The following is a 22,536-nucleotide window of genomic DNA, read 5'->3' on the forward strand; positions in this document are numbered from 1 at the left end:
CATGGCTGAATTAAACGAGCTGATTCTGGAACAGCTGTTGTGGATTATTGGCGGAATGGCATTACTTACGGTGATCTTGCTGATTGTGAGTATTGTTCAAGGGGCAAAGTTACGAAAGTTTAAACGTAAATATGAAGCCATGATGGCTGGCAGTGGAGTAGAGGACCTGGAATCGTTGCTGGTTAATCTGAAAATTCAGATGGACAGCATTGAGGATGAACACAAACTGCAAACGAATCAGCTGCAAGTTGTCATGCAAAAGCTGACCCGCATTCAAGGTAAAGTTGGCGTGAAAAGGTACAATGCATATGGAGAGCGTGGTAGTGATCTGAGCTTCTCAATGGCCATGATTAACGATAGCCAAGATGGCATGATTCTTACGGGGATATATAACCGTGACGGTTCTTACGTATATGCCAAACCTCTTAAAGGGGGAGAGTCCACGTATACTCTGTCCCCAGAGGAAAAGGAAGCTATTACTCTGGCACAGCAAGCAGAGTAGAACGTGTATGCCATTCCCGAATGGCCGAGTATAGACTGCTGGAAATAATCTCGGACATGCGCATAACAAGACTGAGCCGTGTGTTCTGTAGAACAAAGTATTCCATAAAGCCGCCGACGTTAACGATACCTGTCAGATGGATATCGCCGACCGGCGGTAATTCTTTATTTACCCCCGCACCCGGCTTGAGTGGACCATTCACAACTTGAATGCATCCCACACTGGATGATTGTCCGAGACATGCGTCAATGCCAATCACATAAGGGTTATGGTGTGTTTTCTGTATGTTGTGGAGTGTATCTTGCAGGTTCATCGCATGGACAGGTTCATCCAAGGTACCATATAGATGGAATAAAGGGCTGTCCCACTTGGAAAGGGCTGATCCGACCAGAGGACCAAGGCAGTCGCCTGTTGAGCGATCTGTGCCGATGCAGACAATCACTACATTTTGCAGAGAATGGGCTTTATAGAGATGGAACATTAAACGATGGGTAATGGCCGAGTGAATACCTGGATCGGTATGGGGGATTTTCAAACTGGTCATGTCTTGTGATGAAAAGGAACGCGAAGTAGGATTCATAGGATCTATCCTTTCCCTTGGAATAGTAGTAACAGTATATGGAAAGGTAGAGCGTTTTATACTTCACGAGGACAAGCTTTTTCTCTAGGGTTGGACGTATGGCGAAAGGAGCCGGACATGGACGAATGGATTAACGATTGGATGCTGATTGCGTTTGATTCAACCCAGCAGGCACTGCGTGCTGAAATGCTGCTGGAGTTTGCCGAGATAGAGATTGATTTGTTCCCTACACCAAAAGAAATTACAGCAGGGTGTGCGCTATGTATTCAGTTTCCAAAAGAGGATCTGGAGCGAGTGCAAAAGATCATTCGTAACGAGTTCGTAGAGATCCGAGGCCTCTATTTCAAAACAGAAGACAGCTATGATAACATACCGATGTAGAGGAGGGATGATGAATGTTGTCATTTCAGTTTGCTCAAGGGGAAGAGACCAGTGCTGCTGGTGCTGTAAATGAAGCCCTTCGTTGGACGGATAAAGTCTGGAACAAAATTGCAGATCCTGATATATGGCTTAACATCATGTTCAGCTCAATCCGGATTATCATTATTTTTATCATCACCCGTATTGTCATTAAGGTCGTATATCGAATTATAGATCGTTCCATGGAACGCAAGCAGGAAGGCAAGATTCGCGTGAATCCGCGCAGATTCGTAACCGTAGGGGAACTGTTGAAAAATGCGACCTCCATAACATGTAATTTCATTATGATTCTGCTACTGTTATCTGAGATCAATATCCAAGTTGGACCGCTACTCGCGAGTGCCGGTGTGCTCGGGCTTGCCATTGGTTTTGGTGCACAGGGTCTGGTCAAGGATGTTATTACCGGTTTCTTCATTATATTGGAGGACCAGTTTGCTGTGGGGGATGTTATTCAGACGGGAACCTACAAGGGAACGGTTGAAGTGATTGGACTTAGAACAACGAAACTGGTCAGCTGGCAAGGTGAGGTGCACATTATCCCAAACGGGGCGATTGCAAGTGTAACGAACTACTCCATGTCGAATTCGCTGGCTGTAGTGGATATTCCGATGAAGGCGGACTTAAGTCTCGATGAGTCGGTACATCTGGTGAAGAAGTCTTTGGTTGGAATTGAAGAGCGTGACCTAAATATTGTGAAGGTGCCGGATGTGCTCGGTATTCAGTCGATGTCTACATCAGAGTATGTGGTGCGAATTGTGGCTGAATGTATGCCTAACTCTCGTGCTTCGGTGGAACGTCAGATTCAGGGCGATGTGAAAAAAACGCTGGAGTATCATGAGATGAGCAATCAAGCCGTATTGGAACAGGCAATAGCTTTGGAGAAAGATGAGGGGGATGGCACAGGTGGAGCGTAAAAGTTTCCAGCTTGGGGATATCGTGCAGATGAAGAAGCAGCATCCCTGTGGCAGCAATGAGATGGAGATCATTCGTATGGGTATGGATATTCGGATTAAGTGTGTCGGATGTAAACACAGCGTGTTGATTCCAAGAGCGAAATTCGAGAAAAACATGAAGAAGGTACTGCGTTCAGCTGAAGATTCCACTGAATCCTGATCTTGCAATAATTCGGTATGCAGTATGCATAATAACGTTTACATGCAGGCTCCGTAGGAGTGTTGCGTTCTGTAAATGATCATGCTATAATCAATATTGCTGCGGAAAGGTACCCAAGAGGCCCAAGGGGGCTGACTCGAAATCAGTTAGGCGTGTCACAGCGTGCGTGGGTTCGAATCCCACCCTTTCCGCCACTTCAATTGAAACTTACTCAATACACATTGAGTTTAATAAAAACAGACTAAGAAGACTTTCCATTAGGAAAGTCTTTTTTGGTATAACGTTTTATTGAATATGTATTGAAATGTATCCATATCAGATGCATCATTAATGACTCGAACGAAAAACAAAGAGCCCCGAAGGGCTCTTTATCCGGCGGTGCATTTGTTTGTTAGGAAACAATCGGTCGTAACAATCAGACACTTGGTGTACTGCACGTAGCAATACGCGTGCTTCAGACGAAGGGCCTTACTACACATAACCACTTGCTTCTTTAATTACGTGATGAATCTCCAACAGCGAATGATCGGCTTCGTTGTCCAACGGAACCACACCTCTCTCGTGCACCGCCTGATTGTATTATGTGCTTTATTCCGTTTTATATACATGGATCGTAAAAAAGTATTGCGATTAATGGACGCGGGCTTTGGTCAGCTTCTTCCACTTGCGATTATGATTGCTTGTTTCGGGAAAAGCTTCACCTTTTTGCAGCGTTACCCGCTTTGGGTTCTGAATTTCCGTGACAAAGCTTTTTTCCCCAACTTCCGTGTACTCTCCATCGTTTGGGGCTTTGTCTCCTGGTTCAAACTCGGTTTTTTCACCCATGATAAAACCTCCTCTGCAGATTATGTTACTTTGTTGCTTCTGTAGTGTGCTCCATAGCCGGGCTGATCATGTGCCAATATGTACAGGGAACGTTTGCTTGCACTTTGACTCGGTATTTGTTATATTAATATAGTTCGAGTTTGTGCTCGTTCCTTGCTCTCAACCTAGATTGAGGGCCAGAGTCCATAAGGAGGTGAAAATTATGCGCAAATATGAAGTGATGTACATTATTCGTCCTGACATTGAGCAAGAAGTTGTTCAAGCTACAGTCGATAAATTCCAAGGCATCATCTCCAACGGCGGTGGTGAAGTTACAGCTCACGACGTTATGGGTAAACGCCGTCTTGCGTATGAGATTAAGAAATTCCGTGATGGTTTTTATGTTCTGGTACATTTCACTGCTGAACCAGCAGTTGTAACTGAACTTGAGCGTCTCATGAAGATTTCTGACGAAGTAATTCGTTATCTCATTACCAACGACGTTAAGTCTGCTTAAGACTACTCGTGATTAACGCACCAATACGCTCTGAAGGAGGGGATTACATTGTTGAACCGTGTCATTCTGATCGGACGGTTAACCCGGGATCCTGAGTTGCGTTACACTCCAGCAGGAGTGGCAGTTACGCAATTTACTTTGGCAGTGGACAGACCGTTTACAAGCCAAGGGGGAGAAAAGGAAGCCGATTTCATTCCGGTCGTAACCTGGAGACAGCTTGCCGAGACCTGTGCGAACTACTTGCGCAAAGGACGCCTGGCTGCAGTCGAAGGACGCATTCAAGTACGGAACTACGAGAATAACGAAGGAAAACGTGTATACGTGACCGAAGTCATTGCCGATAATGTCCGTTTCTTGGAGTCAGCTAACCGTGATAATAGCGGTGGCGGCGGTGGGCAACCAATGCGTGAAGAGCCTTCTTATGGAGGCGGCGGACGCGCGAACAATAACAATAATTCGCGTAGCAACAATCAGGATCCTTTTTCCGATGACGGAAAACCGATTGATATATCGGATGATGATTTGCCATTTTAACATGAACTGATACTCTTAGGAGATATGGGTTACATGATAGGAAAGGACTGAAAAGCATGGGCTTCAAGCAAAGAGAAGGCGGAGACAACGATAAAAGACCGGCACGTCGTGGCGGCCGTAATAAACGTCGTAAAGTGTGCTTCTTCACAGCTAACAAAATTACTCACATCGATTATAAAGATACGGACTTGCTTCGTAAATTTATCAGCGAACGTGGAAAAATTTTGCCACGCCGTGTAACAGGTACTAGCGCTAAATATCAACGCATGCTGACGATTGCAATCAAACGCTCCCGTCAAATCGCATTATTGCCATACACAACTGAGTAGTTATTACTCAGCTTGCATACGAAGCAGTCGGCTTATAGCCGGCTGCTTTTTTGTATATATCAATAGAATTATTAGAAATAACAGATCCACTCAAACAAATGGAACAATCCAATACTGTGGTGATAGAAGCATTCAAGGCTCAAATGAATTATAATAGAGTCTAATCTACTGAAAAGGTTCAGACAGCAAGAATAGCTGTTTATTTCAGAATAAACACCAGGAGTGGATATGAATACATCAAAACGTAAAGGCAAACAGAGAAAAAAGAGAAGTCTAAAAACCTGGATTATAGCTACTCTTTTACTTTCCATTATATATGTGTGGTTACAGCAAAAAGGTGATATAGATAATATGTGGCCCGGGACACCGATCCAAGATGCTGTACCAATTACAGGTCTACACCCTGTAGTGGCAGAAAATGAAGAGTTATTGGTACGTAAGGCAACGAGACGTGGAATAGAGATTGTTATCACCCATGGTTACCGAAGTTCCGAGGAGCAAGATGCACTATTCAATCAAGGACGCTCAAGTGCAGGCAATATCGTTACTAATGCGCGTGGTGGTGAGTCATATCATAACTACGGATTAGCAATTGATTTTGCATTGAGGACGCCTGAGGGTGATGTGGTGTGGGATATGGAACGTGATGATAACGGCAATGGCAAGGCAGACTGGATGGAAGTTGTGGATCTCGCCAAAGAGTTAGGTTTCACTTGGGGTGGAGACTGGGCAAACTTCCCTGATTATCCTCACTTGCAGATGGATTTTGATTTGAGTATTAATGAGTTAAAACGTGGTAAAAGACCTCCTGACTCTCAGTAAAAGGTGTTATATATACATTTAAATGAATAATTATTAGATAAGCTCTGCATTTTGCAGGGCTTTTTTCTTTCTTTTGTAAAATAAATGATAAAAGATGACAATTTGGTCTTTACATTAGCAAATAAATAAAACTATACTAGATTAACTAGATTTTTTACTCTGATCGCACATATTATTTCAATTGTAAGCATAACGGCTCCGGTTCAATAAAATTCAGCTATAAATCGAGATATAATCATCACGCATATATATAACATTTACCTCACGCAAAATTAAGAATGTCTACTTAAATCAAAGCATACACATATAACTGATGTTACTACTATGTTATGTATATGTTATTTTGACTAATTGCCTATGTATACCTCACAGTCAAAAACAAGATAACACCTCTCAAATTCCCTTCTATATGCCTTTATAGTATTACTAATATCCAAATCTGTAGTATAAAAAACATTTATACCAAAAATCTCAAAATAAGCATTGACGTTAGCTAAAATTACACGTATGATTACATTAATTATTTTGATATATAATTCCGCTAGGAATTATCAACATTAATTGACCAATGGTCTAAATATAAGTCTCTTAAACTTGTTTCTCCTAACAATTTGGTATTTTGTATAAGCTATTGTTCGTTATCTTCAAGAACTTGGAAATATACAGTGGATGCATTTCTACACACGAATACAATCTACGGAAATTATGGGGTTAGGGTGATTGATTTGAATACAGAGCTATTGGAAGTCAGAAATCTAACAACATCATTCAGAATTGAAGATGACTATTATGCAGCAGTGGATCACGTTAACCTTACGGTGAAGAAAAATGAAGTGTTGGCGATTGTAGGTGAATCCGGGTCAGGTAAAAGTGCTTTTGCATTCTCTCTTATGGGTTTGCATAACAAAGCAAAGATCGAAGGCCAGATTCTCTATAAAGGACAAGATATTGCCAACATCTCCCCAAGCAAATTAAACAAACTACGCGGCAAAGAAATGGGCATGATTTTTCAGGACCCATTGTCCGCACTAAATCCTCTAATGATTATTGGTGAACAGATTGAAGAGATTCTCACACTTCATCAGTCCAAGCTGTCTTCCAGAGAGAAGAGAGAAAAGGTCATTCACTTATTGAATCAGGTAGGGATTCCACGTCCCGAACAAATATACAAGCAGTATCCCCACGAACTATCTGGTGGTATGAGACAGAGAATTGTTATTGCCATTGCGATTGCCAACAAACCGGAACTACTCATAGCCGATGAACCAACGACGGCGCTTGACGTTACGATTCAACTACAGATTCTGGAGCTAATCCGTGATCTGAAGAATGAAATTAACGCAGGTATTATTCTGATTACACATGATCTGGGTGTCGTAGCTGAGATGGCTGATCGCGTTGCAGTTATGTATGCAGGCGAAATTGTTGAAGTCGCAGATATCTTCACATTGATGAACGATGCGAAGCATCCATATACCCGCTCACTGTTGAACTCTATTCCCACACTGTCTGAAGAAAGATCCAAATTACATGTCATCCAAGGCATCGTACCATCACTCAAAAATCTTCCTCGCAAAGGGTGCAGATTCAAAGCCCGAATTCCATGGATTAGTGAATCGGCTCATGAAGAGAACCCGCAGATGCATGAAATTGCACCAGGTCACTTTGTAAGGTGTACCTGTTACCAGCACTTTCATTTCCCTGACCAAAGCTGAGGAGGAATAACATAATGGCATTACTCGAAGTAGAAGGGCTCAAGATACACTTTCCGATTCGCGGTGGATTGCTTAAACGGGAAATTGGCAGTGTAAAGGCTGTTGATGATGTTAGCTTCTCCATTGAAGAAGGACAGACCTATGGTCTGGTTGGCGAATCAGGTTCAGGTAAGACAACAACAGGCAGAGCCATTATTGGGCTAAACCATGTCACTGACGGCAAGATTCTGTTTAACGGCAAAAATCTGGCTACGGAGCGACGTAAGAACAGGCAGCTTCAGCGGGATGTACAAATGATTTTTCAAGACCCTTATTCATCACTGAATCCAAAGAAGCGGGTTATCGATATTATCGCTGAGCCGTTTCGTAACTATGAGCGTCTGACAGCTACCGAGGAGAAAAGACAAGTAAGAGAATTACTTGAAAAGGTTGGCCTGAGTCCGGAATCAATCTACAAATATCCGCATGAATTCTCCGGCGGACAGCGTCAACGGATTGGCATTGCACGGGCTATTGCACTGAAGCCGAAGCTAATTATCGCGGATGAACCTGTATCTGCACTCGATGTATCGGTACAGGCTCAGGTACTCAACTTCATGCAGGAAATTCAAAAAGAATTAAATCTGACCTATCTGTTCATCAGTCACGATCTGGGCATCATCCGTCATATGTGTGATCAGATTGGAATTATGTATAAAGGTCGATATGTGGAACAGGGCACAACAAATGATATTTTTGAGAATCCACAACACATCTATACCAAACGTCTCATTGCAGCCATTCCGGATATGGACCCAACCAAACGAGAGGAAATGGTAGCCTTCCGTCAACAGGTCAAATCCGAGTATGAACATTCATACCGAAATTTCTTTGATGAGGAAGGGCTTGCATACTCGCTCAAATCCATTTCCGATACTCACCGAGTAGCTCTACCTCAGAAAGGTTGAAGGCCATATGTGGAAAACGATAGTACGCAGAATTATCATAATGATCCCTCAGATCTTTTTACTTAGTCTTTTGGTCTTTCTGATGGCCAAGGCCATGCCGGGCGATGCACTAACCGGATTGCTTGATCCAAGCGTTGATCCCAAAGCATTGGAAGCGCAGCGAGAGAGACTAGGATTGAATAATCCCTGGTACGTGCAGTATTGGGACTGGATCAAGAACGCCATTCAAGGTGATTTTGGACAATCCTTCCGTTTCAAAATGCCGGTTACGGACCTGATCGGTCAGCGTGTAGCAAACACATTCTGGCTCGCACTGGCGACACTTGTACTGACTTACCTGATCGCTATTCCACTGGGTATCATCAGTGGTCGTTACAACGATACCTGGTCTGATCGGTTGATCACGGGATACACCTATCTGGGGTTTGCCGCACCATTGTTCATCTTCGCACTGGTTATGGTATGGATCTTCGGATTCCACTTCGGCTGGTTCCCGACAGGAGGTAGCGTTGCGCCAGGACTTACACCAGGAACATTCAGCTACGTAATGAGTAAGTTCTATCATCTATTATTGCCGGCACTATCCATGGCACTGATTACAACGGTATCTACGGTTCAATATTTACGTAGTGAAATCATTGATATCAAGCATAAGGAATTCGTTATTACTGCCAGAGCCAAAGGTGCCTCGGAATCCCGGATCTACAACAGGCATATCTTGAGGAATTCACTATTACCTATCGCCGCGTTCTTTGGATATGAGATCACAGGACTTATCGGAGGTACGGTATTCATCGAAAGTATATTCAGTTATCCAGGTATGGGGCAGTTGTTCCTGAGTTCCATCTCATTGCGTGACTTCAGCGTTGTGACTGCACTCGTATTGTTGTATGGCGTAGCTTCCATTCTCGGGGCATTGCTGTCTGACATAATTCTAGGAATTGTAGATCCACGTATACGGATCAAGTAAGAACTTGAAGATTTCGGGGTGAAAACAAGATGAGCAAGGCCAACGAGGTAGTTGTAACTTCACAAAAGGTTGATAAAAGCCCCTCCAGCTTGAGTATTTTATGGAGGGAGCTTGTCAGAGATAAGGTGGCACTAATCTCGCTCATTTTCTTGGGCTTGGTCATGTTGCTGGTATATGGCACGTCTCTCATTCTGAATCAGGATGATATCGTACGCGTGGATCTGTTTGCCTTATATGAACCACCATCCGCGAAATATTGGCTTGGAACGGACTATGGAGGTCGTGATGTATTTGGCCAACTGGTCATCGGTACACGTAACTCCCTGACCATTGGAATTATCGTAACGTTAATGACTGGCTTCATAGGTATCTTAATTGGCCTTTTATCCGGTTATTTCGGTGGAATGATAGACAACCTGTTTATGCGTGTTGTTGATTTCTTCATGATCCTTCCAATGTTGATGATTGTTATCGCGTTTGTTACGGCAGTACCGAAATACAATATCATCTCGTTCTCTCTAATCATGACGGCATTTCTCTGGATGGGTATCGCCAGATTGATTCGCTCCAAAGCATTACAGGAACGGGAACTGGATTATGTAAAAGCTTCAAAAACATTGGGCTCTTCTCATCTGAAGATTATGCTCTCACAGGTTCTTCCGAATCTGAGTTCCATTATCATCGTAACGATGACATTGAATCTCGCTGCCAACATTGGCCTCGAATCAGGGTTATCTTTCCTGGGATTTGGTTTTCCCGAAAGTACACCTAGTCTTGGAACACTCGTAAGTTATGCACGTAATCCGCAAACCCTGGAATCCAGATGGTGGATATGGCTACCCGCATCGGTACTGATTCTGGTATTGATGTTGAGTATAAATAATGTCGGTCAAGCCCTAAAGCGTGCGACTGATGCAAGACAAAGAAGAGGTTAAAAAAGGGAGGAAAGGTTCATGAAAAAGGGATTATTTTCACGGGGACTATTTTTCACGATGATGTTGGTCTTTGTATTGGTGCTCGCGGCGTGCTCTGAGAAAGAAGCAGCTACTCCAGCTCCAGCTTCCAACACAGAAGAGGGAAAAACGGAGGAAAAACCTGCTAATGAAGAGGGCGTTTACTCCATTGAAGACTTCAACAATGTCAAAACGAATGAGGGTACTGCGATCGAGGGTGGATCGATTACATTCGGACTTGTATCGGATACTGCTTTTGAAGGTACACTGAACTACAACTTCTATTCCGGTAACCCGGATGTTCAGGTACTGCAATGGTTCGATGAGCCATTACTTACATGGGACAAAGACTATGTGTACACCAATGATGGTGCAGCAACGTATGAAACTTCTGAAGATGGCAAAACGTTCACACTGACCATTCGTGACAACGTAAACTGGCATGATGGCAAGCCGGTAACGGCTGAAGATCTGCAATTTGCTTATGAAGTTATTGGTAACAAAGCGTATGATGGTCCACGTTATGACTCCAACTTTACTAGCATAGTAGGTATGGAAGAATTCCATGCTGGAAAAGCAAAAACAATCTCTGGTATTAAAGTGCTGAGCGACAAACAAATCAGCATTACGTATAAAGAATCTACTCCGTCCCTGCTGACAGGTGGCGTATGGACGTATCCACTGGCTAAACATATCTTCGGTGATATGGATGTAGCAAAAATGTCTTCTTCCAAAGAAGTGCGTGAAAAACCAATTGGTTTTGGTCCATTTAAAGTGGATGTTATCACTCCAGGTGAGTCTGTAACTTATGTTAAAAACGAAGACTACTGGCGTGGGGCTCCGAAACTGGACAAAGTGACTCTGAAAGTTATCAACCCGACAACGGTTGTTCAAGAACTGAAATCTGGCGGAGTAGACCTCGTGGATGCATTCCCGACAGATCAATACAAAGATAATGCTAACCTATCCAATGTAGAATTCCTGGGCGCAATCGATCGTGCTTATACGTACATCGGTTTCAAACTGGGTACGTGGGATGAAGAGAACGGAAAAGTTGTAAGCAATGCAGAAGCAAAAATGGGCGATAAAAAATTACGTAAAGCAATGTGGATGGCTGTAGATAACGATCAAGTTGGTAAACGTTTCTATAATGGCCTGCGTTGGAACGCAACAACCTTGATTCCACCGTCTCACCCAGAATTCCATGATTCCAACAATCCGGGTGTAACATATGATCCAGAAGCAGCAAAAGCATTGCTCGACGAAGCTGGTTATAAACTGGATGGTGAATTCCGTACGAATCCGGATGGAACACCACTCGAAATCAACTTTGTATCCATGACTGGTGGCGACACAGCTGAACCATTGGCTCGTTATTATGTTCAATCATGGGCAGCTATTGGTTTGAAAGTAAACCTGGAAATGGTTGAGTTCAACAGCTTCTATGACCGTGTAGGTAACACAGGTAAAGATGATCCAAACATTGATGTGTATCAAGCCGCATGGGGCGTTGGTATTGACGTAGATCCATCTGGTCTGTATGGCCGCGATGCACTCTACAACTTCTCCAGATTCTCCAGCGAAGAGAATGACAAATTGCTGGCACAAGGTATCTCTGCTGAAGCATTCGATGTAGACAAGCGTAAAGAGATCTACAATCAATGGCAACAATACATGGTAGATGAAGTTCCTGTATTCCCTACACTGTATCGTGCAGTTGTAGCGCCAGTTAACAAACGTGTAATGAACTATGCGATTGGTGATGGAACAGGCGTTTACCTGAGCGACCTGCAAGTTAATGCAGACAAAGCAGTTGTAGCTGAGTAATACATTCTTAAATTAGCAGCTGTAAGGATTGGGGTCCTTTAAGAAGTCGGTTGTTAGATTATTAATGAAGAATTCTCCTGGGAAAATGAATAATAAGTGTCTTTAAAAACATGGATTCTGTACACTCTGGCATGGGTGTAGGGGGTTCATGTTTTTTTTGTAACCAAAAAATAAAAAAAATTTAACTTTTTTTCAAAAAAGTGCAGACAAACTGCCTGTTTACTTCGTCTATATAGGTAAGAGGTGATCATCTTATGAAAAAATGGTGGAAACGGGCAGGTATGCTGCTGGCTCTCTTGCTTATTATATATTTGGGTGTGAAACCGGACATGCTGGTAGGCAAACCGGGAATTAAAGCTGAATCTGCGGTATTAATGGATATGAACTCTGAACAGATCTTAATGGATTTTAACGGCTCCGAAGAGATTGCTCCCGCAGGCGTCAGTAAGTTGATGACAGAACTGTTAGTAATGGAGGCCGTGATCAATGGTGATATAGGTTGGAACGATCTTGTTAATGTGAGTCTGTATGCCAGCTCGGTGGGGGGCAGTCAATTGACCTTGAAACAGGGAGAGCAATTCACCGTTCAGGAGTTGTTTCAGGTGGTAGCTGTCTATTCAGCAAATGATGCAGCGGTTGCTCTTGCAGAACATATTAGTGGTACAGAGCAAAATTTTGTGCAACAGATGAATCAGAAAGCAACTCAGATTGGGCTGTCTGAGGATACACAATTCACGAATTCAACGGGCCTCAGTGAAAAGCTGCTTGGTCCTAACCGTCCGATGGATATACAAGGGCAGACCTTAATGACGGCTATAGATGCATGCAAGCTTGCGCGATATCTGCTGAATAACCATCCCGAGATTTTAAGAATTTCCAGTCAAATGCAAGTATCAATGCACCAAAAAGGGATGTACATGAGTAACACGAACTGGATGTTGTCCTCTATTGGTGGGCCGTATGCTTACGATGGGAATGACGGATTAAAGACCGGGTATGATGAAGATTCCGGATATCATTTTGTGGGGACAGCTGAACGTGATGGCAAAAGGCTGATATCAGTTGTATTTGGAACAGATACTCGCGAAGGGCGTTTTGTGGAAACTAGGAAGTTGTTCAACTATGGGTTTTCGGGCTCAAAATAAAAGGGCGTACATAGGCATCATCAAGGATACCTTCAGGCGCCATTGATCCACGTGTCAAACAAACCGAGTCAGACCAGATTATTGAAGCATTACGCAAGCGTTAGTACGTTAGCTAAGATATGAGGGCTGTCCGCAGGTTCGACTGAACATGTGGTAGCTCTATTTTATCGGATCAGAGGTAAATTGAGCCATATATCCATATTATTAAATTGACATATGGATTTCTTTTGTTTTAAAATGACCAGTGAGTCATTATTATTCAATTCAGTTTAATATATATGTATCAAACCAACTGTACGATACTAAATTTACGATCTGATCAGGAGGTAACATGTGATGCAAAAACAAATGAAATGGCCGCTAATCCTGTTTGCCATAGGGGTATTTATGGCGGCGCTGGATAATGGGATCATCACCTCTTCACTGACCACCTTAAATGCATCATTTGGTGTGTCGCCAACATGGGGAGCATGGACGATTACGCTTTACACGCTTGGGCTTGCGGTGAGTGTACCTATTGCGGGCAAACTGTCGGACCGTTATGGTCGCAAGAAACTATTTTTGATTGAAGTGGCGCTGTTTGGGATCGGGTCCCTGCTCGTCGCGCTGAGCACATCGTTTACCTTTTTCCTGATTGCTCGTGTCATTCAAGCTTTGGGCGGTGGTGGGATTTTTATCATTGCCAGCTCATACGTATTAAGCAAGTTCCCGGCGGAGCGTCAGGGTACAGCTTTGGGTCTGCTCGGAGGGATGAATGGTGTTGCCGCTATTTTGGGACCCAATGTTGGTGCTTTTATACTGGATCTGACTGGCAACTGGCATTGGTTATTCCTGATCAATGTACCTATCGCCATACTGCTGTTCATTGCAGGTATTCGATTTATTCAGGAAGAGCAGGAACTGAGTCGTGCAGCAGTGGACTGGAGCGGTATTGCTGTCCTGACGTTGGGTGTACTCAGTTTAATGTATAGCTTCAGCAATCTGGACGGTGTGAACATGCTTCAAAGCCTGGGATCACCGATGTTCTACGGCTTTTTCTTGGCAGGTGTAATCATTCTGGTGCTCTTTTACTTTATGGAAAAAAGGCTGGAGGGGTCTGAACGTGAGCCTGTTGTATCGACACAGCTTCTGGGCATTGCGTCCTTTCGCTGGACGCTGTTGATTGCCTTTTTCTCCGGAGCCATTCTGGCCTCGGTGATCTTTATTCCCGGATTTGTTGAACAATATCTCGGCGTATCCAATACAGCTTCCGGGTACTGGTTTACTCCACTCGCGCTGGCATCCGGCATCGGTGCAGGTGGAGGTGGATACCTCGTTGACCGCAAAGGGCCAATCTGGACGTTATCGGTTGCGGGGCTGCTATCTGCGATTGGATTCCTGCTGTTCCCGCTATGGGTGGAGCATATCTGGCAATTTGTCATCGCAAGTACACTCGTAGGTATCGGTTTCGGCATGATGCTTGGTGCGCCAGTTAACGTACTTGTCACAGAACAGGCGGGGGAGAACAACAAAGGCATCGCGGTAGCGACCAGCTCGTTATTCCGCCAGATGGCGATGGCTATTGCACCTACGATTTTCGCCGGATTCCTGGCACGTTCTTTCATTAATCTGGGGTCCAACATTCAGGCAGGATTCGCTGACAAAGGAATTCAGGTGCCGCCGGAGATGCTGGAACAATATGCCTCGGGTGGGGCATCAGGGAGTGATGTATCCAGTCTGACAGAGGGCCTGTCCCAGATTCCTGATGAAGGCATCCGTGATGTGTTGCTCCAGGCAGTGCATCAAACGACAGGGCAGGGTTATAATGGCCTTTTCTGGTCTGCGGTGGTATTCAGTGTGCTTACGCTGGTAGCTGCGCTTATAACGGGACGTCTGCGTCAAAAAGAGAAGAGCCAACATGTGGAAAGTGTATCCACAAACGGATAGGATTGCGTGTGAAAATGAAGAGAACAGTGTACCTTTTGTAGCTAAAAAGGAGTCGCTGTTCTTTTCAATTTAACCGGATTGTAACTTTTCTTGCTCTCGCAATGATTACAATAGAACGAGCGTAAGCGGTGTCTTGATTCCAGAGAGAGAAAACTTCAGAGAACACCGAGTCACAAGGCATCCCAGACGTTTAATTGGTATTATGGATTATCATTTTGACAGTGAAGAAGGAATCAATGGATGAAAAGCAGAACTAAAGATAAGAAGAAGAAAAGAAGAAAAGGCCTATATATAACGCTCGTTTCACTTGTTGTTTTGTTAATTGGAGGTTATTTGTTCCGTCAGCAACTGGCTGTAGCGGCATTTGATCTGTTTCTCGCCGGTTCGGTAGAAGATCAGTTATCCCGTTCTTATGTACCGCAGGAAGGCAACAACACGCCTGATCCGACGGTATACCGTAAGGAACCTTTCTCCGTATTACTGCTCGGTTCGGACAAACGCGCCTATGAGAAAACGCGTGGACGTTCGGATACCGTCATCTATGCTGTAGTACGTCCGAAGGAATCCCGTGTGCTGTTGGTATCCATTCCACGTGATACGTATGTGCAGATTGTAGGACGGGATGCCAACAAGGACGGCGAAGATGATTATGATAAGCTGGCGCATGCCTATGCTTTTGGTGGGGAGAATATGTCCATCAATACCGTGGAGAAATTCCTTGATGCTGATGTGGGTTATTATGCAACGATCAACTTCGACGGAATCAAAAAAGTGGTTGATGCGCTTGGTGGTGTAAAACTGCCAATCGATGAGGACATTGTGAACAAGAATCCGGATCATGTGCAATTCACGATTGAAGGTGGTAAGCCGATCTATGACGGGCAGGAAGCACTGTATTATGTAAGATACCGTGAGGATAGCGATTTTAATCGTACCAAGCGGCAGCAGATTTTCCTGAACGCGATGGCGAATGAGATGCTGAATTTGAATCAAATCGCCAAAATTCCGGAATTGATTCAGATCATGGGAGACAGCTTCCAGACGGATATGCGAGCTTCTTTCATTATTGATCTGGCTAAACAAGTGCTTACTCAGGAGAAACCGCAGATTTCAAGCTTCACCATCCTGGGTGAGGGGATGAAAAAAGACGGTATCTATTATGGTCAGGCTGACGAGAAAGATGTCCAATATGCCAAAGAGCTGATTAACAACTGGATGGATCAATCGACCCCAGCCGGTGAAGTAATGATCCCTGACCGGCAAAAGATTGAATAACCAATTCCATACCAATGATGTGTTTTAGACCACAATCAGCAGTACGTTTATTCGCGGGCTGCTGTTTTTTTTCTTTGTATTGAGAACTATTATCCTTTTGGAACATCCTGCGTTCTGATCCGTATAATATAAGTTGAGCGAGATAAGTTGAACGAAGAAATTCACAAGGAGGATACACAAGGGTATGAACATCGCATTTTTTTTGCTACCCAAACAAGAGGTTACGTGCGTGACGTCGGATTCTACGCTGCGGCAAACGTTGGAACGGATGGAATATCATCGCTTTACGGCGGTACCCATTTTGAATAAAGAGGGCAAATATATTGGTACGGTTACCGAAGGCGACTTACTGTGGTATATGAAGAATGCCGAGGGAAAGATTTCATTTGAAAACGCTTCAAAGTTCTTGCTCAAGGACGTTCCACTTCGCTTGGATATTAAACCCGTATCCATTGACGCCAACATGGAGGACCTGATTAATCTGGCTAAAGTTCAGAACTTTGTTCCTGTGGTCGATGATATGGATCGGTTCATTGGTATTGTCAGACGGAGTCAGATAATTGAGTACTGCGAGGGCATTGTAGCCAAAGAATCGATCAAGGCTAAGTAAAGCTGTTACGAATTTAAACATTATTGTGTCATTAGGGATAATCACAGCCGTCCGGTATCATGTTAAACTTAAGAAGTCCTGAATCAGGGGCGCATTCGAAGTTTTTTACAAATATATAGGTCGATAGGATGTACGGAGGACTCCGCATAAGTACCTGACATCAGTTTCGGAGAACTTCTCCGTTTTTTGGGGTAATTTTGCGGGCCCTCTTTTTATGCTATAATCGAGAATAAAGCTTTTTCGGGGGAGAGTGACTTTCGCCAATATGCCTAAAGAACTGGATGTAGCCAAACGCGCTAAAGTGATTGAATGGCTGAAAACCGAAGTGCTTGATCAGGTATCCCGATTATTCAAGGCGTTATGGGAAGGCAGTACAACTCGAATCGGGGACAGTCTTGCCAGTTTGATTATGAGTAGTTACATATTGGGCCGCAGGCTCGGTATTCCTTTCAAGGATCTGGATGCACTGCTAGTTGAGAAGTTGAAAAAGCATAAACAGGAAGGTCACCAGCTTGAAGACTGGTACCAGGATATTTCCGCGCTAGAAGATCATATGCGTAAGAGGTGAATTTGTTGAAATTTAGCTTTAAATCAGCTGTTTGGAGCGCAGTCTATCTGCTCTTGCTACTTTCGCTGTTAACTCCTTTATCGGTACTTGCCATATTTTTTATGATGATTCCGGGAGTTATTTTGTATGCTTCATTATCTTTAAAATCATTTATATGGCATCTCGTGCCCGTAGCCGTTATTTTGGTCGTATTCCACCCCATCTATCTGTTACTATTGCTCATCTTTACCCTGCCTGCAATCGTTATGGGTCACGCGTATAAAACACGCAAATCGGCCCTGTTCGCCCTGATGGCGGGAAGTGGCATGATGTTGGCAGAATACTTGTTGTTGCTCTTGGTCGGCAGTGTCATTTTCCAATTCGACCTGTCCAGTTATATTGAAGATGTGGTCAAATTGACCATCGAACCGTTAACCAATACATCGAATCAGATGATCAACGGTTTTGCATGGACACCTGAGATGACAGAGGATGTTGCCAAACAAACACAGCTTATGATTCCGTTTGCTCTCGTTGTCACATCGATGGTAATGGCCTTCATTACACACGCCATTGCTCGTCCGATTCTGAATGTGATGGGTGTGGTGGTATCGAAGCTTCCACCAGCGAGAGAGTGGCGTATGCCGCGTGCGTTGATCTGGTATTATTTCCTTGCACTATTGATCGAAGTGATCTCCAGACAAAGTGATGGAACATACTGGACCATGATTGCCATGAATCTGTCGCCGTTAATCAATCTGGGCTTCATGATTCAAGCGATCGGTTTCTTCTTCTTTCTCTCACATACAAAGAAATGGAATCCGGTTATACCATATTTCCTGGCGGCTGCGGTCTTCTTCATTGGTCCGCTTCGAATTATCGGAATTATCGATCTGGCGTTCCCGCTTCGTGAGGCAATATCGAAATCAAAACGATAGGGTGATGAGTCATGCCTAAATTTCTGAAGAAACGCTGGCACGGCTACTATACCGTATGGGCGTTCATACTGCTGCTGTTGCTCGTTATGTTCGTTACCATTTATAACTGGACGCTTGGTTTGATTAGTCTGATACTGGCTTCGGCGCTGGGAATCGTCATGATTAAGGCGGAGCTCGCGTTCCGCCGTGAGCTTAACGACTACATTAATGGCCTATCTATTCGGATCAAACGGATGGAGGGGGAAGCGGTCAGCATGCTTCCATTCGGAATTGTGCTGTACAGCGAAGATCGTACGGTAGAGTGGCATAACCGCTTTGTCGCGGAGATGTTCCAGGAGAAGACAATGGTGGGTAATCCGCTACTTAATTTGTTTCCCAAACTTCCTCAGCCTAAAGAGAAGAAGGATGGGACGAAGGAACATTCATCCAAGGAGTTCCATGACGAATTCCAGTTGGATGATCGGCATTATGGAGTTATTCATAACCCGCAGGAGCGGTATGTATATGTATACGAGATTACGGAGTTAGCCATTCTTCGTGATAAATATGAAAATGAACGCCTTGCATTGGGAATTCTCGTTCTGGATAATCTGGACGAGGCTGCCCAAGGCATGGACGATCAACAGCGTACAGCACTGATTGCCCGAGTGACCAGCGAAATTACGTCTTGGGCCAAGCGGTACGAAGTGTACCTGCGCCGTCTGTCTTCTGATCGTTATCTGTTGATGCTGAATCATAAGTCTTTGCAGGAACTGGAGCAGAGCCGATTTGTCATTTTGGATGAAGTTCGGGAGATGACTGCTGACCTCAAAGTGCCAATGACACTCAGTGTTGGACTGGCGTTTGGATCGGATAGCATCAGCGAGATGGGAGAACTGGCACAGTCCAGTCTGGACATGGCACTTGGACGTGGTGGTGATCAGGCTGCCGTGAAGTCCGGACAACGCCTGTCTTTCTATGGCGGTAAGTCTAATGCAGTGGAGAAACGGACACGGGTAAGAGCCCGCGTTATTGCGCACGCGCTGCGTGATCTGATGCAGGAGAGCGATCGGGTGCTCATCATGGGGCACAAAATTCCGGATATGGACGCGATCGGCGCATCCATCGGAGTGTGGAAAGCGGCCAGTCTGTACAATGTGGAAGCCCGAATTGTTCTGGATGGAATTAATCCATCGATTGAACGCATGATGGAGCAAGTGAACAAGGACGAGAAGTTGTCCAAAGCATTTGTATCACCGGAACAGGCAACCCAGATGATGACCGAGCATACGTTGCTGGTGGTGGTGGATACGCATAAGGCCTCCATGACCATGGAGCCAAAACTGGTACAGTCTGCTACCCGTGTCGTCGTTGTGGATCACCATCGTCGGGGCGAAGAGTTCATCAATGACGCAGTGTTGATCTATCTGGAGCCTTATGCGTCCTCTGCTGCCGAATTGGTAACCGAACTATTGCAATACATTCATGATAAGGTACAATTCACTCCGCTAGAAGCTACGGCTCTACTTGCCGGGATTACGGTGGATACGAAGCATTTTGCACTGCACACGGGGTCCAGAACGTTCGAAGCGGCAGGCTTCTTGCGCCGTAGCGGTGCGGACACCATTATGATCCAGCGGTTGATGAAAGAGGATCTGTCAGAATATATTGCTAAGGCAGAAATCATAAAGCATGCTAAAATGGTATATGGAAACATTGCGCTGGCGGTCACGGACCCTGGCAGCAAGATTTCACAGATGATGATCGCCCAGGTGGCGGACACATTGTTGAACATGACCGACGTGGTCGCTTCATTTGTGATTAGTGAGCGTCCGGATGGACTGATTGGCATTAGCGCGAGATCGCTGGGGCGCATGAATGTTCAGGTTGTCATGGAACGACTGGGCGGTGGCGGACATTTGACGAATGCTGCCGTGCAGCTTGAAGGAACGCTTGGAGAGGCAGAAAAACGGCTGACGAACGTACTGGCTGAAATCGAAAAGGAAGAGGGGCTGTTCGAATGAAAGTCATTTTTATAAAAGATATGAAGGGTCAAGGCAAGAAAGGGCAAGTGAAAGAAGTATCTGAGGGTTACGCACAGAACTTCCTATTGCCACGGGGAATCGCACGTCTGGCAACGGACGGCAACATGAAGACACTGGACAACCAGAAGGCGGCTGAAGAAAGACTCAAACAGGAAGAGAAAGCGGAAGCGGAAGCACTTGCGAAAAAGCTTGAAGCAGAAGTGACTGAACTGAAAGCCAAGTCCGGCGAAGGTGGTCGTCTGTTTGGTGCCATTACCAGCAAACAGATCGCAGAAGCTTTGTCTAAAAAGGGTCTGAAAGTAGACAAACGCAAAATTGAGCTGGACGAGCCTATTCGTACACTCGGCGTAACACAAGTAACTGTCAAGGTTCACCCTGAAGTGAAGGCAACCTTGAAGGTACAGGTAACGGAAGAGTAAGATGGGCGGAGAAATGTTATTCGACCGGATTCCCCCGCAGAACCTGGAAGCCGAACAGGCCGTGCTGGGTGCAATCCTGTTGCAGGGCGAGGCCCTGATTACAGCGATGGAACGGGTGCAAACCGAGGATTTCTATGATAAACCCCATCAATTAATCTTTGAAGCGATGATCCAGCTTGGTGAGGGAAATCAACCGATTGACCTCGTGACACTGACTTCGCTTCTGAAGGATAAAGGTGAGTTGGAGGACATCGGGGGCGTTAGTTATCTAGCTAAGCTAGCCCATGGTGTACCTACAGCCGCGAACGTAGACTATTACGCTCAGATTATCGAAGAGAAATCGATGCTGCGTCGCCTGATTCGTACGGCAACACAGATCGTGAGCGAAGGATATACAGGCGGAGAAGATGTTGCAGCGATGCTCGGAGAAGCTGAACGTCGCATTCTGGAGATCTCCAACCGTCGCTCTAGTAGTGGTTTTATAGCCATACAGGACGTACTGATGGAAGTATTCGATCGTGTGGAAACACTTCATCAGAATAAGGGTACAACAACAGGTATTCCGTCCGGGTTCATCGATCTGGACAAGATGACTGCCGGATTCCAGCGCAGTGACTTGATCATTGTGGCGGCCCGTCCTTCCGTAGGTAAGACGGCCTTTGCCCTGAATATCGCTCAGAACGTTGCCATTCGGGCACAGGAGACGGTAGCCATCTTCAGTCTGGAGATGTCAGCCGCCCAGCTGGTGCAACGTATGATCTGTGCGGAAGCCAACCTGGATGCCAGCGTGATGCGTATGGGTGATTTCAAGGGTGATGAAGACTGGCAGAAGCTGACGATGGGTATTGCAGCTTTGTCAGAAGCCAACATCTTCATAGATGATACGCCAGGGATTACCGTAGCGGATATTCGTGCCAAATGCCGTCGCTTGAAGAAGGAGAAAGGCCTTGGCATGATCCTGATCGACTATCTTCAATTGATTAGTGGACGTGGTAAAGCAGGGGAGAACCGTCAACAAGAGGTATCCGAGATCTCACGTACACTGAAACAGATTGGCCGGGAACTGGAAGTTCCGGTTATTGCTTTGTCCCAGCTGAGCCGGGGTGTAGAGCAACGTCAGGACAAACGTCCGATGATGAGTGACTTGCGGGAATCGGGTTCGATCGAGCAAGATGCCGACATCGTAGCGTTCCTGTACCGGGATGACTACTATAACCAGGAGACCGAGAAGAAAAATATTATCGAGATCATTATCGCTAAACAGCGTAACGGTCCGGTAGGTACGGTTGAACTGGTCTTCCTGAAAAACTTTAATAAATTCGTCAATTACGAGAGGGCGCACAATGACGCCTTCGCGATGTAATGGGCAGGTGCTGACGGCTTCGATCAAGAAGCCAGAATCGTCTGTCCCGAAGATCAACCATTAGAGCAACTGAACTCAAACATATGTGATAAATACCAGATATAGATTCACATTAAAATGGGTATCCCTGAACCGGTGATAGCAGTCAAGCAAGATTGGACTGAAGTCTCCGGTTTTTTGTGTTGAAATAAGGGGTAAATCCCGAACATTACAGTTGTACTATATATAATTGTTCGCCATTTGATTTGACTTTGAA

At 44.9% G+C, this 22,536-nt stretch carries 24 protein-coding genes and 1 tRNA gene; 23 read left to right on the forward strand and 2 right to left on the reverse strand.

Annotated elements, in window-relative coordinates:
* Nucleotide 1 precedes the first annotated feature (1 nt).
* Nucleotides 2-502 (forward strand): DUF4446 family protein, encoded by a 501-nt coding sequence (locus ACDJ59_RS26130; RefSeq protein WP_036611960.1) that lies wholly within the window; start codon nucleotides 2-4, stop codon nucleotides 500-502.
* Here the strand turns inward: ACDJ59_RS26130 and yyaC are convergent.
* Entirely contained in the window at nucleotides 477-1,082 is a 606-nt protein-coding gene (gene yyaC / locus ACDJ59_RS26135) for a spore protease YyaC (protein ID WP_036611957.1), read from the reverse strand. The genes ACDJ59_RS26130 and yyaC overlap by 26 nt on opposite strands.
* Nucleotides 1,083-1,199: 117 nt before the next feature.
* Between yyaC and ACDJ59_RS26140 the strand changes: the two genes are divergently transcribed.
* The 4 genes from ACDJ59_RS26140 (at nucleotide 1,200) to ACDJ59_RS26155 (ending at nucleotide 2,809) form a co-directional block, all read left to right on the forward strand.
* The gene (locus ACDJ59_RS26140; protein WP_017691427.1) at nucleotides 1,200-1,463 is read left to right on the forward strand and encodes a DUF3343 domain-containing protein; all 264 of its coding nucleotides are present in this window, start codon (nucleotides 1,200-1,202) and stop codon (nucleotides 1,461-1,463) included.
* A gap of 14 nt (nucleotides 1,464-1,477) precedes the next feature.
* Entirely contained in the window at nucleotides 1,478-2,416 is a 939-nt protein-coding gene (locus ACDJ59_RS26145) for a mechanosensitive ion channel family protein (RefSeq protein ID WP_413406670.1), read from the forward strand.
* Nucleotides 2,406-2,615, forward strand: a complete 210-nt coding sequence (locus ACDJ59_RS26150) for a DUF951 domain-containing protein (protein ID WP_036611950.1) — start codon at nucleotides 2,406-2,408, stop codon at nucleotides 2,613-2,615. The genes ACDJ59_RS26145 and ACDJ59_RS26150 overlap by 11 nt, the downstream gene beginning before the upstream one ends.
* A gap of 103 nt (nucleotides 2,616-2,718) precedes the next feature.
* Nucleotides 2,719-2,809: transfer RNA gene (locus ACDJ59_RS26155), tRNA-Ser, on the forward strand.
* A gap of 436 nt (nucleotides 2,810-3,245) precedes the next feature.
* On the opposite strand, the gene ACDJ59_RS26160 is transcribed toward ACDJ59_RS26155, so the two are convergent.
* Nucleotides 3,246-3,440 carry a YjzC family protein gene (locus ACDJ59_RS26160; protein ID WP_036671877.1) on the reverse strand — a complete coding sequence of 65 codons (195 nt, stop codon included), beginning with the start codon at nucleotides 3,438-3,440 and terminating at the stop codon, nucleotides 3,246-3,248.
* A gap of 202 nt (nucleotides 3,441-3,642) precedes the next feature.
* Between ACDJ59_RS26160 and rpsF the strand changes: the two genes are divergently transcribed.
* From rpsF to dnaB, 18 genes are all read left to right on the forward strand, one after another.
* Nucleotides 3,643-3,936 carry a 30S ribosomal protein S6 gene (gene rpsF, locus ACDJ59_RS26165; RefSeq protein ID WP_036611944.1) on the forward strand — a complete coding sequence of 98 codons (294 nt, stop codon included), beginning with the start codon at nucleotides 3,643-3,645 and terminating at the stop codon, nucleotides 3,934-3,936.
* A 48-nt stretch (nucleotides 3,937-3,984) separates the two neighbouring features.
* Entirely contained in the window at nucleotides 3,985-4,470 is a 486-nt protein-coding gene (ssb, locus tag ACDJ59_RS26170; protein WP_017691432.1) for a single-stranded DNA-binding protein, read from the forward strand.
* A 56-nt stretch (nucleotides 4,471-4,526) separates the two neighbouring features.
* Entirely contained in the window at nucleotides 4,527-4,799 is a 273-nt protein-coding gene (gene rpsR / locus ACDJ59_RS26175) for a 30S ribosomal protein S18 (RefSeq protein ID WP_017691433.1), read from the forward strand.
* 228 nt (nucleotides 4,800-5,027) lie between these two features.
* On the forward strand, nucleotides 5,028-5,621 hold the full coding sequence (locus ACDJ59_RS26180) for a M15 family metallopeptidase (RefSeq protein WP_413406671.1): 594 nt from the start codon (nucleotides 5,028-5,030) through the stop codon (nucleotides 5,619-5,621).
* A gap of 725 nt (nucleotides 5,622-6,346) precedes the next feature.
* Nucleotides 6,347-7,336: an ABC transporter ATP-binding protein gene (locus tag ACDJ59_RS26185; protein WP_074096664.1), complete on the forward strand. Its 990-nt coding sequence runs from the start codon at nucleotides 6,347-6,349 to the stop codon at nucleotides 7,334-7,336.
* A gap of 14 nt (nucleotides 7,337-7,350) precedes the next feature.
* Nucleotides 7,351-8,283: an ABC transporter ATP-binding protein gene (locus ACDJ59_RS26190; protein WP_047841027.1), complete on the forward strand. Its 933-nt coding sequence runs from the start codon at nucleotides 7,351-7,353 to the stop codon at nucleotides 8,281-8,283.
* A 7-nt stretch (nucleotides 8,284-8,290) separates the two neighbouring features.
* Nucleotides 8,291-9,253 carry an oligopeptide ABC transporter permease gene (opp4B, locus tag ACDJ59_RS26195; RefSeq protein WP_036611942.1) on the forward strand — a complete coding sequence of 321 codons (963 nt, stop codon included), beginning with the start codon at nucleotides 8,291-8,293 and terminating at the stop codon, nucleotides 9,251-9,253.
* Between the two features lie 29 nt (nucleotides 9,254-9,282).
* Entirely contained in the window at nucleotides 9,283-10,188 is a 906-nt protein-coding gene (locus ACDJ59_RS26200) for an ABC transporter permease (RefSeq protein WP_036611941.1), read from the forward strand.
* Nucleotides 10,189-10,206: 18 nt separating this feature from the next.
* Nucleotides 10,207-12,033 (forward strand): oligopeptide ABC transporter substrate-binding protein, encoded by a 1,827-nt coding sequence (locus tag ACDJ59_RS26205; protein ID WP_413406672.1) that lies wholly within the window; start codon nucleotides 10,207-10,209, stop codon nucleotides 12,031-12,033.
* Nucleotides 12,034-12,287: 254 nt separating this feature from the next.
* Nucleotides 12,288-13,178, forward strand: a complete 891-nt coding sequence (locus tag ACDJ59_RS26210) for a D-alanyl-D-alanine carboxypeptidase family protein (RefSeq protein WP_413406673.1) — start codon at nucleotides 12,288-12,290, stop codon at nucleotides 13,176-13,178.
* A 336-nt stretch (nucleotides 13,179-13,514) separates the two neighbouring features.
* Nucleotides 13,515-15,104: an MFS transporter gene (locus tag ACDJ59_RS26215; protein ID WP_413406674.1), complete on the forward strand. Its 1,590-nt coding sequence runs from the start codon at nucleotides 13,515-13,517 to the stop codon at nucleotides 15,102-15,104.
* Between the two features lie 240 nt (nucleotides 15,105-15,344).
* A complete protein-coding gene (locus ACDJ59_RS26220) occupies nucleotides 15,345-16,379 on the forward strand; it encodes an LCP family protein (protein ID WP_036671869.1) in 1,035 nt (344 codons plus the stop codon).
* Nucleotides 16,380-16,563: 184 nt separating this feature from the next.
* The gene (locus ACDJ59_RS26225) at nucleotides 16,564-16,989 is read left to right on the forward strand and encodes a CBS domain-containing protein (protein WP_091035263.1); all 426 of its coding nucleotides are present in this window, start codon (nucleotides 16,564-16,566) and stop codon (nucleotides 16,987-16,989) included.
* A 265-nt stretch (nucleotides 16,990-17,254) separates the two neighbouring features.
* Nucleotides 17,255-17,557 (forward strand): MazG-like family protein, encoded by a 303-nt coding sequence (locus tag ACDJ59_RS26230; protein WP_017691445.1) that lies wholly within the window; start codon nucleotides 17,255-17,257, stop codon nucleotides 17,555-17,557.
* A complete protein-coding gene (locus ACDJ59_RS26235; RefSeq protein ID WP_243391271.1) occupies nucleotides 17,554-18,474 on the forward strand; it encodes a DUF2232 domain-containing protein in 921 nt (306 codons plus the stop codon). Before ACDJ59_RS26230 ends, ACDJ59_RS26235 begins: the two co-directional genes overlap by 4 nt.
* An 11-nt stretch (nucleotides 18,475-18,485) precedes the next feature.
* The gene (locus tag ACDJ59_RS26240; protein ID WP_036611927.1) at nucleotides 18,486-20,477 is read left to right on the forward strand and encodes a DHH family phosphoesterase; all 1,992 of its coding nucleotides are present in this window, start codon (nucleotides 18,486-18,488) and stop codon (nucleotides 20,475-20,477) included.
* Complete coding sequence (gene rplI / locus ACDJ59_RS26245; RefSeq protein ID WP_036611925.1) at nucleotides 20,474-20,917, forward strand: 50S ribosomal protein L9; 444 nt, start codon at nucleotides 20,474-20,476, stop codon at nucleotides 20,915-20,917. Before ACDJ59_RS26240 ends, rplI begins: the two co-directional genes overlap by 4 nt.
* A 1-nt stretch (nucleotide 20,918) precedes the next feature.
* Complete coding sequence (gene dnaB, locus ACDJ59_RS26250) at nucleotides 20,919-22,280, forward strand: replicative DNA helicase (RefSeq protein ID WP_036611922.1); 1,362 nt, start codon at nucleotides 20,919-20,921, stop codon at nucleotides 22,278-22,280.
* Nucleotides 22,281-22,536: the final 256 nt, after the last annotated feature.

The sequence above is a fragment of the Paenibacillus amylolyticus genome (genome assembly GCF_047302515.1).
Classification (GTDB): domain Bacteria; phylum Bacillota; class Bacilli; order Paenibacillales; family Paenibacillaceae; genus Paenibacillus; species Paenibacillus amylolyticus_G.

Bases quoted from the DNA above. Each gene is read 5' to 3' on its own strand.
- ACDJ59_RS26130 (WP_036611960.1), top strand. From the start codon at position 2: ATGGCTGAATTAAACGAGCTGATTCTGGAACAGCTGTTGTGGATTATT.
- yyaC (WP_036611957.1), bottom strand. From the start codon at position 1,082: ATGAATCCTACTTCGCGTTCCTTTTCATCACAAGACATGACCAGTTTG.
- ACDJ59_RS26140 (WP_017691427.1), top strand. From the start codon at position 1,200: ATGGACGAATGGATTAACGATTGGATGCTGATTGCGTTTGATTCAACC.
- ACDJ59_RS26145 (WP_413406670.1), top strand. From the start codon at position 1,478: ATGTTGTCATTTCAGTTTGCTCAAGGGGAAGAGACCAGTGCTGCTGGT.
- ACDJ59_RS26160 (WP_036671877.1), bottom strand. From the start codon at position 3,440: ATGGGTGAAAAAACCGAGTTTGAACCAGGAGACAAAGCCCCAAACGAT.
- rpsF (WP_036611944.1), top strand. From the start codon at position 3,643: ATGCGCAAATATGAAGTGATGTACATTATTCGTCCTGACATTGAGCAA.
- rpsR (WP_017691433.1), top strand. From the start codon at position 4,527: ATGGGCTTCAAGCAAAGAGAAGGCGGAGACAACGATAAAAGACCGGCA.
- ACDJ59_RS26180 (WP_413406671.1), top strand. From the start codon at position 5,028: ATGAATACATCAAAACGTAAAGGCAAACAGAGAAAAAAGAGAAGTCTA.
- ACDJ59_RS26190 (WP_047841027.1), top strand. From the start codon at position 7,351: ATGGCATTACTCGAAGTAGAAGGGCTCAAGATACACTTTCCGATTCGC.
- opp4B (WP_036611942.1), top strand. From the start codon at position 8,291: ATGTGGAAAACGATAGTACGCAGAATTATCATAATGATCCCTCAGATC.
- ACDJ59_RS26200 (WP_036611941.1), top strand. From the start codon at position 9,283: ATGAGCAAGGCCAACGAGGTAGTTGTAACTTCACAAAAGGTTGATAAA.
- ACDJ59_RS26205 (WP_413406672.1), top strand. From the start codon at position 10,207: ATGAAAAAGGGATTATTTTCACGGGGACTATTTTTCACGATGATGTTG.
- ACDJ59_RS26210 (WP_413406673.1), top strand. From the start codon at position 12,288: ATGAAAAAATGGTGGAAACGGGCAGGTATGCTGCTGGCTCTCTTGCTT.
- ACDJ59_RS26215 (WP_413406674.1), top strand. From the start codon at position 13,515: ATGCAAAAACAAATGAAATGGCCGCTAATCCTGTTTGCCATAGGGGTA.
- ACDJ59_RS26220 (WP_036671869.1), top strand. From the start codon at position 15,345: ATGAAAAGCAGAACTAAAGATAAGAAGAAGAAAAGAAGAAAAGGCCTA.
- ACDJ59_RS26225 (WP_091035263.1), top strand. From the start codon at position 16,564: ATGAACATCGCATTTTTTTTGCTACCCAAACAAGAGGTTACGTGCGTG.
- ACDJ59_RS26230 (WP_017691445.1), top strand. From the start codon at position 17,255: ATGCCTAAAGAACTGGATGTAGCCAAACGCGCTAAAGTGATTGAATGG.
- ACDJ59_RS26240 (WP_036611927.1), top strand. From the start codon at position 18,486: ATGCCTAAATTTCTGAAGAAACGCTGGCACGGCTACTATACCGTATGG.
- rplI (WP_036611925.1), top strand. From the start codon at position 20,474: ATGAAAGTCATTTTTATAAAAGATATGAAGGGTCAAGGCAAGAAAGGG.
- dnaB (WP_036611922.1), top strand. From the start codon at position 20,919: ATGGGCGGAGAAATGTTATTCGACCGGATTCCCCCGCAGAACCTGGAA.